General features: G+C 63.8%; 11 protein-coding genes and 2 tRNA genes. 1 reads left to right on the top strand and 12 read right to left on the bottom strand.

The window, feature by feature from the left end; genetic code table 11:
- From VD811_03655 to VD811_03710, 12 genes are all read right to left on the bottom strand, one after another.
- A partial coding sequence (locus tag VD811_03655; protein HXV20074.1) for a peptidylprolyl isomerase occupies positions 1 to 358 on the bottom strand: 358 nt, incomplete at its 3' end.
- Positions 359 to 621: 263 nt separating this feature from the next.
- Complete coding sequence (locus tag VD811_03660) at positions 622 to 2,037, bottom strand: efflux transporter outer membrane subunit (GenBank protein ID HXV20075.1); 1,416 nt, start codon at positions 2,035 to 2,037, stop codon at positions 622 to 624.
- Between the two features lie 270 nt (positions 2,038 to 2,307).
- Positions 2,308 to 5,376, bottom strand: a complete 3,069-nt coding sequence (locus VD811_03665; GenBank protein HXV20076.1) for an efflux RND transporter permease subunit — start codon at positions 5,374 to 5,376, stop codon at positions 2,308 to 2,310.
- 4 nt (positions 5,377 to 5,380) lie between these two features.
- On the bottom strand, positions 5,381 to 6,499 hold the full coding sequence (locus VD811_03670) for an efflux RND transporter periplasmic adaptor subunit (protein ID HXV20077.1): 1,119 nt from the start codon (positions 6,497 to 6,499) through the stop codon (positions 5,381 to 5,383).
- 230 nt (positions 6,500 to 6,729) lie between these two features.
- The gene (locus VD811_03675) at positions 6,730 to 7,299 is read right to left on the bottom strand and encodes a TetR/AcrR family transcriptional regulator (protein HXV20078.1); all 570 of its coding nucleotides are present in this window, start codon (positions 7,297 to 7,299) and stop codon (positions 6,730 to 6,732) included.
- A 187-nt stretch (positions 7,300 to 7,486) separates the two neighbouring features.
- Positions 7,487 to 7,573 (bottom strand) — tRNA-Leu (locus VD811_03680).
- 85 nt (positions 7,574 to 7,658) lie between these two features.
- Positions 7,659 to 8,510: an aminotransferase class IV gene (locus VD811_03685; GenBank protein HXV20079.1), complete on the bottom strand. Its 852-nt coding sequence runs from the start codon at positions 8,508 to 8,510 to the stop codon at positions 7,659 to 7,661.
- Positions 8,507 to 9,874: an anthranilate synthase component I family protein gene (locus tag VD811_03690; protein ID HXV20080.1), complete on the bottom strand. Its 1,368-nt coding sequence runs from the start codon at positions 9,872 to 9,874 to the stop codon at positions 8,507 to 8,509. The genes VD811_03685 and VD811_03690 overlap by 4 nt, the downstream gene beginning before the upstream one ends.
- Before the next feature lie 96 nt (positions 9,875 to 9,970).
- Positions 9,971 to 10,046 (bottom strand) — tRNA-Ala (locus VD811_03695).
- Between the two features lie 134 nt (positions 10,047 to 10,180).
- The gene (locus VD811_03700; GenBank protein HXV20081.1) at positions 10,181 to 10,531 is read right to left on the bottom strand and encodes a cupin domain-containing protein; all 351 of its coding nucleotides are present in this window, start codon (positions 10,529 to 10,531) and stop codon (positions 10,181 to 10,183) included.
- 63 nt (positions 10,532 to 10,594) lie between these two features.
- Positions 10,595 to 11,485: a phosphoribosylaminoimidazolesuccinocarboxamide synthase gene (locus tag VD811_03705; protein ID HXV20082.1), complete on the bottom strand. Its 891-nt coding sequence runs from the start codon at positions 11,483 to 11,485 to the stop codon at positions 10,595 to 10,597.
- Complete coding sequence (locus VD811_03710; protein HXV20083.1) at positions 11,482 to 13,431, bottom strand: SurA N-terminal domain-containing protein; 1,950 nt, start codon at positions 13,429 to 13,431, stop codon at positions 11,482 to 11,484. Before VD811_03710 ends, VD811_03705 begins: the two co-directional genes overlap by 4 nt.
- Positions 13,432 to 13,625: 194 nt before the next feature.
- Between VD811_03710 and VD811_03715 the strand changes: the two genes are divergently transcribed.
- Positions 13,626 to 13,773: rod shape-determining protein (locus VD811_03715; protein HXV20084.1), on the top strand; the 148-nt coding region annotated here is incomplete at its 3' end.

Genomic DNA, 13,773 nt, shown 5'->3' on the forward strand with positions numbered 1-13,773 from the left:
TGCTGCCGCCATGGTCGAGGAACTTGTTGTCGGCGGTGTTGATGAAGAACTGGGCGGTGGCGCTGTCGACCTCCTGGGTGCGGGCCATGGCGATGGTGCCGGTCTTGTTCTTCAGGCCGTTGCCGGCCTCGTTCTTGATCGGCGCCTTGGTCGTTTTCTGTTTCATGTCGGCGGTCATGCCGCCCCCCTGGACCATGAACCCCTTGATCACGCGGTGGAAGATGGTGCCGTCGTAGAAACCTTCGCGCGCATAGGCGAGAAAGTTCGCAACGCTGACCGGCGCCTTGGCCGCGTCGAGTTCGATGAGGATTTCGCCCTTGGAGGTTTCCAGCAGGACGCTGGGGTTCTGTGTGCTCATGGGTAGCTCCTTTGCAATTCGCTATGGTTGAGAATAGCCTGAAGGCTGTTGAGAATGCGCAACTCTAGCAAAAGAGCGGCGGTCCCGCAAGGTTATTGCCGTTCAGGATCAGGGCATACACCAGGTCAAAACCTGCACGCGGATAACATCTGATCCAATCTGATAAATTCGGATTAAACATTAAGCAAAAGGTTAAGCCAAAGCTATTAAATCCGCCTTTATCAGAAGTTATCAGATTTGATCCGCGTGCAAGGGGTTATGCCTCAGCTCCCCGGCGCCCGGTCCTCCCAGCCGCCGCCGAGGGCCTTGATGAGCGACACGCTTGCCTGCAGCCGCTGCCCGAGGATCTGGGTAGCCAGCCGTTCGGAAGCGAGGGCGGTCCGCTCGGTATCGACCACTTCGAGATAGCTCACCAGCCCGGCCCGGTAGCGCTTGCCGGAAAGCTCCGCCGACTGGCGGGCGGAAGCGACGGCCTGCTGCAGCGCCGCCGACTGTTCGGCCAGATGCCGCAGGTCGGAGAGGGCATCCTCCACCTCGCCGAAGGCCACCAGCACCTGCTGCCGGTAACTGGCCACGGACTCCTCCCAGACGGCGCGGGCACCCTCCAGACCGGCGCGGTTGCGGCCGGCGTCGAAGATCGGCAGGGAGATGAACGGCCCCAGCGCCCAGGCGCGGTTGCCCCAGTTGAAGAGGGTGGAGAGCTCGTTGCTGGCCCAGCCGGCGCTGCCGGTCAGGCTGACGACGGGAAAGAAGGCGGCCCTGGCGATGCCGACGCGGGCGTTGGCGGCCATCATCTGGCGCTCGGCCGCGGCGATGTCGGGACGCCGCTCCAGCAGGTAGGAGGGGAGGCCGGCTGCAACGGCCGGCGGCTCCAGGTCGAGGGGGGCGGGCGGCAGGGAAAAGTTCGCCACCGCCTCGCCGACCAGCACCGCAATGGCGTGCTCGAAGCGGGCGCGCTGCCGGTGCAGACCCGCCGTTTCGGCTTCGGCCGTGGCCAGTTCGGTCTCGGCGCGGGCCAGATCGAGGCGGCTGACCTGGCCGTTTCTGAACAGGCTGTCGACCAGCCGCAGGTTCTGCCGGCGCAGTTCGACGGTGCTCTGCAGCAGGGCGATCTCGGCATCGAGGGCACGCAGGGCGAAATAGTTGCGGGCGACGTCGGCGTGCAGGGTGAGCCGGATGTTTTCGAGGTCGGCGGCCGTCGCCTGATACTCGGCGGTGGCGGCCTCGACGGAGCGCCGCACCCGGCCCCAGAGGTCGACCTCGTAGCTCAGGTCGAAGGGAACGCTGAGGACGGTGGAGGTGAAGCCGCGTTCGAGCGGCGCCAGGGCATCGGGGGTGCGGCCGCGCGACAGGGCCGGATCGAGATCGACCCGGGGGAGGCGGTCGGCTTCGCTGATGCGGGCGGCGGCGCGCGCCTGGTCGACCCGGGCTATGGCCGCCTTGAGGTCCTGGTTGGCGCTGCGGGCGCGCTCCTGCAGATCGTTCAGGAGCGGATCACCGTAGATCTGCCACCACGCCTCCCTGGGCAGGGCGTCGGCGGGAGCAGCCTGCTTCCAGGGGGCGTCCTCGCGGAAGGCCGGGGTGACGGTCACCTCCGGACGGCGGTAGTCCGGGCCCAGGGTGCAGGCGGTTGCCAACAGCAGAACCGCGCCAGCAAGAGACAATCTGATAAAGGACATTGTAGTCATAAAGAATCCATATGTTGGTCGATGAGTAGGGGCGCAGCATGCTGCACTAACCCCGACGTGACTGGGGTCGTTTTATCCCCCTTGCGCAGCAGGGGGGACGCCGAGTGCAGCGAGGCAGGGGGGTCCGAGGCAGGGGGGTCATGACATGCAAGGCAGAACCTGACCCCCCTTGGCCGCAAAGCGGCCTTTCCCCCCTGTTTCACAGGGGGGATGTCTGATCTCTCAGGGCGAATACAAGATTCGCCCCTACGATTCGTGCCCCTACGCCTCTGCCAAACCAGGCGCCTCCGCCGCGGATTGCGCCGTCCGCCGGCGGGCGATGAGCAGGTAGGCGGTCGGCACCACGAACAGGGTCAGTACCGTTCCCATCGACATGCCGCCGACGATGACCCAGCCGATCGCCTGCCGGCTCTCGGCGCCGGCACCGTGGGCCAGGGCCAGGGGAACCGTCCCGAGCACCATGGCGCCGGTGGTCATCAGGATCGGCCGCAGGCGCAGCGCGGCCGACTCGACCACGGCCTCCAGCTTGCTCTTGCCTTCTTCGCACAGCTGGTTGGCGAATTCGACGATGAGGATGCCGTGCTTGGTGATCAGGCCGACCAGCGTCACCAGGCCGATCTGGCTGTAGACGTTGAGCGTGTGCCCGGAGAGCCAGAGGGCGAGCAGGGCGCCGGTGATGGAGAGCGGGACCGAGAGCATGATGATGAAGGGGTCGATGAAGCTCTCGAACTGGGCCGCCAGCACCAGGTAGATGAAGCCGAGGGCCAGCAGGAAGGTGATGTAGAGGCTGGCGCTCGATTCCTTGAACTCCCGTGAGGGGCCGTCGTAATCGATGATGGCGTTGTCCGGCAGCACTTTGGCGGCGATCTCTTCCAGCTTGGCCAGTCCATCCGAGAGGGCGTAGCCCGGCGCCAGGCTGGCGGTGATCTTGGCAGCGCGCAGCTGGTTGAAATGGTTGAGCTCTTTGGGCGCCACCGTCTCCCGGACGGTGACCAGGTTGGCGAGCTGGACCATCTCATTCTCGTTGCCGCGCACATAGATCGCCGAGAGATCCGAGGGGGTGGCGCGGTCGGCGTCCTCGACCTGGACGATGACGTCGTACTGTTTCCCCTCGCGCTTGAAACGGGTCACCTGGCGGCCGCCCAGCATCGTTTCCAGGGTGCGGCCGACGACCGCGACCTCGGCGCCGACATCGACCGTCTTTTCCCGGTCGACCTGTACCGAGAGCTGCGGCTTGTTCAGCTTCAGGTCGGTATCGAGGTTGAGGAAGCCGGGCCACTGGCGGGCTTCCTCCAGCATCGCCTCGGTCAGCTTCTGCAGCTCGCCGTAGGAGGCATTGGTCTGGATGACGAACTGTACCGGTTTGTCGAGCGGGCTCTGGCCGAGGGAGGGCGGGTTGAGCGGGAACGCCATGACGCCGGGGATGCCGCCGAAGAGCTTCGGCTGCATCTCGGCGACGATTTCCTGTTGCTTGCGCTCGCGTTTCTCCCAGTCCTCCAGTCCCATGAAGGAGATGATTTGCGATACCACCGGTCGGCCGACCACCATGAAGAAGCGTTCCACCTCCGGCGTTTCGGCGTAGACCTTCTCCATCATCCGCGCATATTTGTCGGTGTAGGCGACGGTCGCCCCCTCCGGACCGATGCCGACACCGATGATGGTGCCGCGGTCTTCGGTCGGCGCCAGCTCCGACTTGAGCATGCCCATCAGGAACCAGGCGGCGCCGGCGACCACCAGGACCATGGCGATCACCACCACCCGGGCCTTGAGCGCCCAGCGCAGCAGCTGCCGGTAACCGCTGGTCATGGCGACCATGCCGGATTCGATGAAGTTGTAGACCGGATGGTGCTTTTCCCGGTGCCGCAGCAGCTTGGAGCACATCATCGGCGACAGGGTCAGGGCGACGAAGCCCGAGACCAGCACCGCCCCGGCCAGGGTCAGGGCGAACTCGGTGAACAGGCGGCCGGTGCGCCCCTGCATGAAGCCGATGGGAGCATAGACGGCGGCCAGGGTCAGGGTCATGGCGATGACGGCGAAGGCGATTTCGCGGCTCCCCCGGTAGGCGGCCTGCAGCGGCGGCACGCCGTTCTCGATGTGGCGGTAGATGTTTTCCAGCACGACGATGGCGTCGTCAACCACCAGGCCGATGGCCAGCACCATGGCGAGCAGGGTCAGGGTATTGACGGAGAAGCCGAAGGCGTACATCAGGCCGAAGGCGCCGACCAGCGAGACCGGGATGGTGACCAGTGGGATCAGCGTCGAGCGGAAGCTGCGCAGGAAGAGGAAAATCACCAGGATGACCAGAATGACCGCTTCGCCGATGGTCGAAAAGACGTTGGCGATCGAGCGGTCGATGAAAATGGCGCGGTCGTAGGCGACAGCGACCCGCATCCCTTCCGGCAGGCCGGCTTCTATCTCAGGGATCATGGCGCGTACCCCCCGGGAGATGTCGAGGGGATTGGCGGTCGCCTGTTTCACCACCCCCAGCGCTACGGCCGGCTCTCCCTTGAAGCGAACGATGGTCCGTTCATCTCTGGCGCCGACCTCGCTGCGGCCGACGTCCTTGAGCCGCACCAGGTAGCCGCCCGAGTCGCGCAGAATCAACTGGTCGAACTCGGCCGGGGTGCGCAGGTCGGTTTCCGACAGGACGGTGAACTCGCGCTCGGTCGACTCGATGCGTCCCGAGGGGACCTCGATGTTCTGCCGGCGCAGGGCATCCTCGACGTCCTGCGGCGTCAGCCGGTAGGCGGCCAGGCGCGCCGGGTCGAGCCAGAGGCGCATGGCGTAGCGCCGCTCGCCGATGATCTGCACGTTGGCCACGCCGTCGATGTTCTGCAGGCGGTCCTTGACGTAGCGGTCGGCGTAGTCAGTGATTTCCAGCGGCGCATGGCTGCTGGAGGAGAAGGCGAGATAGATGGTCGGCTGGGCGTCGGCTTCGACCTTGCTGATGACCGGTTCGTCGATCTCGTCGGGGAGTCGGCCGCGCACCCGCGAGACCCGGTCGCGCACGTCGTTGGCCGCCTCGTCGGGGTTGCGGCTGAGGCGGAACTTGATGGTGATCTGACTGTTTTCCGGACGCGAGATGGAGGTGAGCAGGTCGATGCCGTCGATGCCGGCGAGGCTCTCTTCCAAGGGCTGGGTAATCTGGGATTCGATGATCTCGGCGGTTGCCCCCGGATAGCGGGTTTCGACATTCACCACCGGCTCGTCGATATTCGGATACTCCCGAACCGAGAGGCGCTGGTAGCTGATCACGCCGACCAGAACGATCACCAGGCTCATCACCGTGGCGAGGACCGGTCGCTTGATGGAGAGGTCGGAGAGAACCATCGGCTCAGCCTCCGTTCTTCGGCGCGGACATCGGCAGAACGGTGACCGGCATGCCGGGGCGCACCTTGATCTGGCCGGCGGTGATGACCGTGTCGCCCGGCCGCAGACCCTCGAGGATTTCGACCCGACCTTTCTGCCGCAGGCCGATCTTCACGGCGGTTGCTTCAACCTTGCCGGCGACCACCTTGTAGACCATTTGCTGCTCGCCCTGCGAGATCAGTGCCTCTTCGGGGACCATCAGGGCGCCCGCGCGTTCCTCCAGCACCAGGTTGACGCGAGCGAACATGCCCGGGCGCAGCACCCCCTTTTCATTGCCGACGCGAGCCCGCAGCAGCACGCTGCGCCCGCTCTCGTCGATTTGCGGGGCAATGGCGTAGACCTTGCCGGTGAAGTGGCGGCCGGCGACAGCATCGACAGTCAGTTGGATGCTCTGGCCGATCTTCACCTGATCGGCGAAGACTTCCGGGACACGGAAATCGGCCTTGATCGGGTCGATGTCATCCAGGGTGATGACGGCGTCTCCCGGCCGCAGGTAGCCGCCGACGCTGACCTTGCGCAGGCCGAGAAGGCCTTCGAAGGGCGCGCGGATGACCGTCTTGGCGAGCTGGGCTTCGGTCAGCCGCAGGTTCGCCTCGTCCAGTCGCCACTGGGCATAGGCTTCGTCCCGCTCCCGCTCGGCGATGGCCTGGTCCTTCAGCAGGACTTCCGCCCGCTTGATGTTGGCCTCGCTGAGGACGAGGCTGGCCTTCGCCCGGTCCCGCTCGGCGGCCAGCACCGACGGGTCAAGGCGGAGCAGGACCTGCCCCTGACGAGCCTTTTCCCCCTCGGCGAAGCCGATTTCGGTCACTTTTCCGGCAATTTCGGTGGCGATAACCACCGATTCGTTCGCTTGCAGGGTGCCGACGGCGGACAGTTCGCGGGTCGCCGGCGCGATCGTCACCTCGACGGCTTCGACCGGCAGTCCCGGCGGCGGTCCGGCCGGAGCGGGCTTCTTCTCCTCCGCTGCGGTCCAGGGGGAGGAGACAACCAGCAGCAGAAGCATCAGGGTCGCCAGGACCCCGGCCGGCCAGAGGAGGCGGGCCAGACGGGGCCTGGACGGTTGGTCGGCGGAACGGTATTGCATATGCACCTCGATCATGAAATGAGTGAATGCTCACTCCGTATTTGAAAAAAGACATCTGGTTGTACGAATGACTCCAGGAAAGAAAAATCCATTTATCCGCATATTTACGCAGATGGACGCAGATTCAGACCTTAAATCAAAATTCATCAGGGGGTTGCATTCGGTTTCATCTGCGAAAATCTGCGTCATCTGCGGACAGATATGTCTTCTGGCGTGGGCTCAGTCTTGCCTCAGCGTTTCAGCCCGTCCCAACACGACTCGACAATGGTGCGAAGCATGGTTTCGTCCACCGCCAGCTGCCGGATTCCGTGCTCTTTGGCCAGAGCGACAAGGGGCCCGAAGGCAATCGCCTCGAGCACGGGCAGGGGGGCATCCTTGATGATCTGCTGCTCCCGGGCGAAAAGCAGGAGCTGTTTGATCACCTCCTCCTCGCCGGGGGCCGAATAGCCGCAGGCTTGGGGGAAGGGAGAATAGTAGTACTGCTCCATGAACCTGAATTCCCGGGGTTCGCTGATGAACAGGCGGAGCAGGCGGTTCATCAGGAAGATGAAGCGCTCGCGTACCGGCTGGTCCTCGCAGTAGCCTTCGCAGATCCAGGTGGTTGCCCTGGCGTGCAGCTCCTGATGCAGCTCCCGGATCAGCTCGTCCTTGTCCTTGAAGTAGCGATAGATGGTGCCGACGCCGACCCCGGCCCGTTCGGCGATGAGGGAAGTCGGCGCGCCGTGGAAGCCGTTTTCGGCGAACAGCTCAAGGGCCGCTTCAAGGAGGGCGGCGCGCTTGTCGGATTTTTCGCTGGGCATAATGATTCTCTCGGAGTGAATGTTCAGTCCGCATAATAGTGATCTGCCGGCCGGGAGTCAAGGGGTAAATCCTCGTCTCGCCAGCCAGGTCGACTTATTGCAGACACGACGAAAGTGTGAATTTCCAGGTGTCAGTCCGAATCGAAATGCGAAAGCCCGCCATCTCATCGATGACGGGCTTTCTATGTGGTGGGGGTGGTCGGAGTCGAACCGACATGGACTTGCGCCCGCTGGATTTTGAGTCCAGTGCGTCTACCAATTTCACCACACCCCCAAAATCGATCCGGGTGGTCTTGGTCGGTTTGAAGCGGGTTGAATTATAGAAAGAGAAGCGCGGGCGGTCAAGCAATTAAACGGCTTCAGGCCGAGCTTTCTTCGCACTCGCCGGCCAATCCATCGCTTGCCATGCGCAGCCGCTCGGCAAGCACCCCGCGGCGCAGAGGGCGCCCCTCGATTTGGCTGACCGGCAGCAGGCCGATCAGGCTGTTGCTGAGAAAGGCCTCGTCAGCCGCATATAGTTCGTCAAGGGGTAGATCGCCTTCCTTCACCTGCAGGCCGAGGCCCGCGGCGGCCCGCAGCACCTGCCGGCGCATGATGCCGGCCAGCACGAGTTCGCCGGCCGGCGGCGTGACGAGCGTGTCGCCCTGAAGGGCAAAAAGGTTGCTGGTAGCTCCCTCCAGCGCGCATCCTTCGGCGCTGACGAACAGGGCCTCGCGGGCGCCGCGCCGACGGGCGAAGTCGGCGGCGTAGAGACAGTCGGCGTAGTTGCCCCGCTTCATCTGCGGCAGGTGGGAGAGAGGATTGACCCGCCGGTTGGGGGCGACCACGCAGGCGACGCCGGCCGCCCGCTCGCTTTCGGTCGGTTCCGCGTAGGGGCGGCCGAGGATGAAGAACCGTCCCAGTGCCGCAGGCGGCAGCTGCAGTCCGGAAAAAGAGCCGCGAGTGAGAGTCAGGCGCAGCCGGGCGACGGGGACGGCCAGCTGTTGCGCCGTCTCCAGAAGCGCCTCCCGCACCGCCTGGCGCTCGAAGGGGAAAACCAGCAGCCGGGCAGCGAGTTCGATGCGGTCGAGGTGCTCTTCGAGAAAGCGGATGCGGCCGCCACGGGCCTTGAGCGTTTCGAAGAGAGTGTCGCCGAAGAGCACGGCACCGTCGTCGAGCGGCAGGCAGGCTTCCGCCATGTGGATGAATGAGCCGTCCATATTGATGATCATGCTTGGTCCTCCAGCGCCAGCCGCAGCGCCTCACCCTTGGCCAGGCACTCCTCCCATTCGCGGTCGGCGATCGAGTCGGCGACGATGCCGGCACCGGCCTGGTAGGTGATCTCGTCGTCGAACTTCTGAAAGGTGCGGATCAGGATATTGAGATCCATGTCGCCGGTGACGCTCACGTACCCCGCGCTCCCCGTGTAGGTGCCGCGGCCGACCGGCTCGAGTTCTTCGATGATCTCCATGCAGCGCTTCTTGGGGACGCCGGTGATGGTGCCGCCGGGGAAGGTTGCCCGGATCAGGTCGAATGGCCCCTGGTCCTGGCGCAATTCGCCACGGACATTGGAAACGATGTGAGTGACGTGCGAGTAGCGCTCGAGGACCATCAATTCGTCGACCGCCACGCTGCCGGCGCGGCAGACCTTGCCGAGGTCGTTGCGCTCCAGATCGAGCAGCATGATGTGCTCGGCGCGCTCCTTGGGGTGGGCAAGGAGTTCCTCGCCGAGCCGGGCATCCTCCGGCCGGTTGCCCCCGCGGCGCCGGGTGCCGGCGATCGGCCGGGTTTCGGCGAGGCCGTCATGCAGCGAGACCAGGCGCTCGGGGGAGGAGGAGACGATTTCCAGCCCCGGCGAGCGCAGCAGGGCGGCGAAGGGGGAGGGGTTGATGCGCCGCAACCGGGCGTAGAGGTTCCCTGCGCTGCCTGCAAAAGTCCCGTCGAAGCGGCAGGAGAGATTGGCCTGATAGATGTCGCCGGCGGCGATGTAGTCGCGGACCCGCTCCACCATCGAGACGAACTCTTCCTGCCGGAGCAGCGGCCGGGGAGGGGATATGACCGGAGGCGCGAAAGGGGAGAGGGGGAGGCGCAGGGCCTGCCGTACCTCCTGCTCCAGGGAATGGAGGTTCACCAAGGGATCGAGGGTGGCCAGGGTCAGGATGCCGGCATCGTGGTCGTAGATTGCCGTCAGGTCGACCCAGTCGAGCCAGAGCTGCGGCACCGGCCGGTCGCGCCTGGCGCGGCGGGGCAGCCGCTCGATCTGTCCGGCGAGGTCGTAGGCGAAGTAACCGAAAAAGCCGCCGGGGAAAAAGGCTGCCTCCGCCGGCCGCGACGCCCGTCGGGCAGCCAGTATGCTGCCGAGGACAGTCAGCGGCTCGCCGGAGAGAAGACTCTGGCCGTCCTGGTCCAGGCGCATCAACCCTCGCTCGTCGAGGCGGTACGATTCTGTGCGGCGCAGGGGAACGATGCTGTAGCGGCCGGTGCGCGGGGCGCGGCTCGCGCTCTCGAGAAAGCCCGGCCCCTCCGGGCAGAGGTGCTGGAAGAGGACGAGGGGGTCGAAGCGGTCAAGAGCGAAGGTGTGGTGGTAGCAGGGCATGTGGCGCAAACCCGTACCGTCCCGTCGGGGGCGGGACGCGGCAGTTCGTGGAAAGAAAAAGAGGCTGACCGTCTTCGGTCAACCTCTTGATTTCTTTGGTGGAGCCAGGCGGGATCGAACCGCCGACCTCTTGAATGCCATTCAAGCGCTCTCCCAGCTGAGCTATGGCCCCTGACAGGAGCCACTTTATAACAAAAGGCTGGCGGGGCTGTCAACAGGTTTTTTCGCCGGAATCGATAAAAATCGGCAAATGGCAAAAGGGTAAAGGTAAAAGGTTCTGAACCCTTGTCCTCGTGCCTTTAGCCTTTAGCCGGCCTTCGTCTTGAACATGGTCAGCAGCATCTTGAAGCGCTTGACCGCCCGCACCTTGTGCGGAACCCCGCCGGGCATGAGGACGATTTCGCCGGTACTGACAATGACCGGCTTGCCGCCGATGGTGATTTCCGCCTCTCCGTCGAGGACATTGATGAAGGCGTTGAAGGGGACGGTGTGCTCGGAGAGGGCCTGCCCCGCATCGAAGCTGAAAACGGTCAGCGTCCCCGTCTCGTCCTGCAACAGGGTGCGGCTGACGATCGAACCCGGCTGATACTGGGTCAACTCGGCCAGGTTCATCGCCACCGCGCCTTCGACGTTCACTTTGCTCGTGCTCTCGGCCATAAGAGTCCTCCTCTGTGCAAATGAAAAGGCCGGCGCTGTCGGCCGGCCTTTCTTCTGCGATTGTTAAAGTGTGATGCCGGTCAGGCGGGTGAGGGCCTCGACGTACTTTTCGCCCGTCTTGCGGACGATCTCCTCCGGCAGTGGCGGCGCCGGCGCTTTTTTGCCCCAGTCGAGGGTTTCGAGGTAATCGCGCAGGAACTGCTTGTCGAAACTCGGCTGCGGACCGCCGGGTCGGTAGAGGTCTTTCGGCCAGAAGCGGGAGGAGTCCGGGGTCATCGCTTCGTCGATCCAGATCAGCTTCCCTTCGTAGACGCCGAATTCGAACTTGGTGTCGGCGATGATGATACCGCGGGCGTCAGCCAGGCCCCGGGCCCGATTGTAGATGGCGATAGTGGCGTCGCGGGCCTGTTTGGCGAGGTCGCCACCGCACAGCTCGACGGCCTTCTCGAAGGGAATGTTTTCATCGTGCTCACCCAGTTCGGCCTTGGTCGAGGGGGTGAAGATCGGTTCGGGGAGCTGCTGGCTCTCCACCAGGCCGGACGGCAGCTTGATGCCGCAAATGCTGCCGGTAGCTTTGTATTCCTTCCAGCCGGAGCCGGAGACGTAGCCGCGGACGATGCATTCGACGGGCAGGGGGCTGGCCTTTTTCACCAGCATGCTGCGCCCGGCGAGCTGGTCGCGGTACTTGTGAGTGGCCGCCGGAAAGTCGTCGACTTCGGTCGCCACAATGTGGTTGGGGATGATGTCTGTCATCTTCTCGAACCAGAACTTGGAAATCTGGGTGAGGACGAACCCCTTGTTGGGAATCCCCTCGTTCATGATGACGTCGAAGGCGGAAATCCGGTCGCTGGTGACGATCAGCAGGTGCTCGCCGAGATCGTAGATATCGCGGACCTTGCCGCGGTTGACCAGTTTGAGGTCGGCAAAATTGGTCTGCATCACAATCGGTGTCATGATGGTTTATTCCCTTCCAGAGTGCTCAGCAGAGCCGGAGCGATTGAAATTTCAGCCTTTTCCCTGAGTTCCTTGAGTCGGCTGGCGAGAGCTTCTTCCTGCTTGCGGGTCAGCAGCGCCTCACGCAGTTCGTCCTTCTGGGCCACCGTAAGACCGGCCTGGCCGGCTTCCTGGCGATCGGCGAGAGCCGCCACGACGAAAGTCTCGTCGATCTCGTAGACCTCCGGCGCCGCGCTCGACATTCGGGTCAGGGTGAAGGCAGCCTTGGCGAGATTCTCGGCATTGCCCAGTTTCGGCACGAATACGCCGTAGCTGCGGCTGAAGAGGCCGGTCCGCTCGACTGACTCTCCCTGCTGGCCAGCCAGGGTTTCCAGCTTCCCTCCGGCCTTGACGGCAGCGAGGAGTTTTTCGGCCGCCTGCCGGGCCAGCATTTTGGCCTGCTCGCGACGGTAGGCCTGCTCGACTTCAGCGCGAACCTCGGCCAGTTCGGGCAGGCGGCTCTCGCGGCGCGCCTTGACGGTGAAGAGGATCACCCCTTGGGGAAGTTCCACCGGGCGGGCAAGTTCTCCCTCTTTGAGGGTGAAGGCGGCGGCGGCGACCTCGGGGAGGTCCCCCAGCCCCTCGACAGGCTCCTGGCGGCCGAAGAAGCCGGTTTCCTCGACACCGAGACCGCTGGCCTTGGCGGCGGCTTCGAGATTGCCCCCCTTGCGGTTCACATTGTAGGCATCCATCGCCTTCTCGAGGGCAAGCTGGCGGGCTTTTTCAGTTTTCAGGGCGGCTTTTACCTCGTCGCCGACCTCGGCCAACGGCCGGATGCCGGCTTCGATGCGCCCCTCGCACTTGATGATGTGCAGGCCGAAGGGGGTTTCGACGATGCCGCTGATTTCTCCGGGCTTCAGGGCGAAGGCAGCTTCCTCGAAGGGGCCGACCATGGCGCCGCGGGGAAAGAAGCCGAGATCCCCGCCCTTGGCGGCGCTGCCGGGGTCCTCGGAATGCTGGCGGGCAAGCTGGGCAAAGTCCTTGCCGGATCGGGCCTCGGCGAGGATCTTTTCAGCGAGCTGCCGCTTCTGCTGACGCATCATGTCGCCGGCGTCGCCGGCCACCCGGATGAGGATGTGGGCTGCCCGTACCTGCTCGGGGATGTCGAAGCGGTCGAGGTGGCGGCGGTAGTATTTCTCCAGTTCGCCTTCTTCGAAAGTAACTTCCTTCTCGAAGCGGGACGGTTCGAAGACGAGGTAGCGCAGGGCGACGGATTCGGGAATGCGGAATTCCTCCCGGTGTCCGGCAAAGAAATCCGCCATGGATTTCTCGTCGATCCGTACTTTCTCTTCGAATCTGGCCGGCGCCAGTCGCACGAAAGCCAGGTCGATCTTCTCATTCTGCTGGCGGTGCTCTTCGGCGATGTCGGCATCGGTGATAGAGATGCCGCTCTGGATACGTTCGCGCACCCGCTCGATCAGGATTTGGCGCCTCTGCATGTTTTCGAATTCTTCGGGGGTAAGCCGCTGGTAATTAAGCACCTGGAGGTAACGCTCCTTGCTGAAGGCGCCGTTTTCCTGGAATGCCGGAATAGCGGCGATGGCAGCGACCAGTTCCTTCTGCGTCACACTGAGGTCCAGCCGCTCCGCTTCCTCGATCAGCAGGGTCTGCTCGATCAGGCTGTCAAGAGCTTGCTGTTGCAGGCGCAGCTGTTTCTCCAGTTCGGGGGTGAACTGCTCCCTGTAGACGTTCTGGTAGAGCCGATAGAGATTGTTGTAGGCAGACTGGTACGCATCGAAGCCGACCCGGGTCTTGTTCACGGTGACAGCCACGGTTGTATCCTGCTGGTCGCCGTCGGACCCCTTGCCCCAGACGAGGAAAATCGTCCCGACGAAAGTGGCAATGATGGCCCAGAAAACTACCTTGATGATGATCGATTTCTGCTTTTTCCGGATCAGATCCAACATCGATGCGACTCTCCTTTGGCGTGTTGGCACGGCGCTTGAGAACAGGGACGCATGTTAGTCAATCGAGGACCCAAATGCAATACATTTTTCCTTTTAGTTCTTGATAAACAACGGGGTTTTTGGTACCGTGAACGGCATTTTTCGCGTGAAGGCACAGTGGCCTTCGCGGTGGGGTGAAAGGAGCCCGTTCAAACATGTTCAATCTTTTCGATGCCATTTTCGGGATGTTTTCCAACGATCTGGCCATTGACCTGGGGACCGCCAATACCCTGGTCTATCTGAAAGGGAAGGGGATCGTTGTCAGCGAGCCCTCGGTGGTCGCGGTGCAGAAGGACGCCATGG

The sequence above is a fragment of the Desulfuromonadales bacterium genome (assembly GCA_035620395.1).
GTDB lineage: Bacteria > Desulfobacterota > Desulfuromonadia > Desulfuromonadales > DASPGW01 > DASPGW01.

Coding starts and splice junctions, on each gene's coding strand:
- VD811_03675 (HXV20078.1), bottom strand. CDS start 7,299: ATGCCCAGCGAAAAATCCGACAAGCGCGCCGCCCTCCTTGAAGCGGCC.
- VD811_03665 (HXV20076.1), bottom strand. CDS start 5,376: ATGGTTCTCTCCGACCTCTCCATCAAGCGACCGGTCCTCGCCACGGTG.
- VD811_03700 (HXV20081.1), bottom strand. CDS start 10,531: ATGGCCGAGAGCACGAGCAAAGTGAACGTCGAAGGCGCGGTGGCGATG.
- VD811_03685 (HXV20079.1), bottom strand. CDS start 8,510: ATGATCATCAATATGGACGGCTCATTCATCCACATGGCGGAAGCCTGC.
- VD811_03660 (HXV20075.1), bottom strand. CDS start 2,037: ATGTCCTTTATCAGATTGTCTCTTGCTGGCGCGGTTCTGCTGTTGGCA.
- VD811_03710 (HXV20083.1), bottom strand. CDS start 13,431: ATGTTGGATCTGATCCGGAAAAAGCAGAAATCGATCATCATCAAGGTA.
- VD811_03670 (HXV20077.1), bottom strand. CDS start 6,499: ATGCAATACCGTTCCGCCGACCAACCGTCCAGGCCCCGTCTGGCCCGC.
- VD811_03690 (HXV20080.1), bottom strand. CDS start 9,874: ATGCCCTGCTACCACCACACCTTCGCTCTTGACCGCTTCGACCCCCTC.
- VD811_03705 (HXV20082.1), bottom strand. CDS start 11,485: ATGACACCGATTGTGATGCAGACCAATTTTGCCGACCTCAAACTGGTC.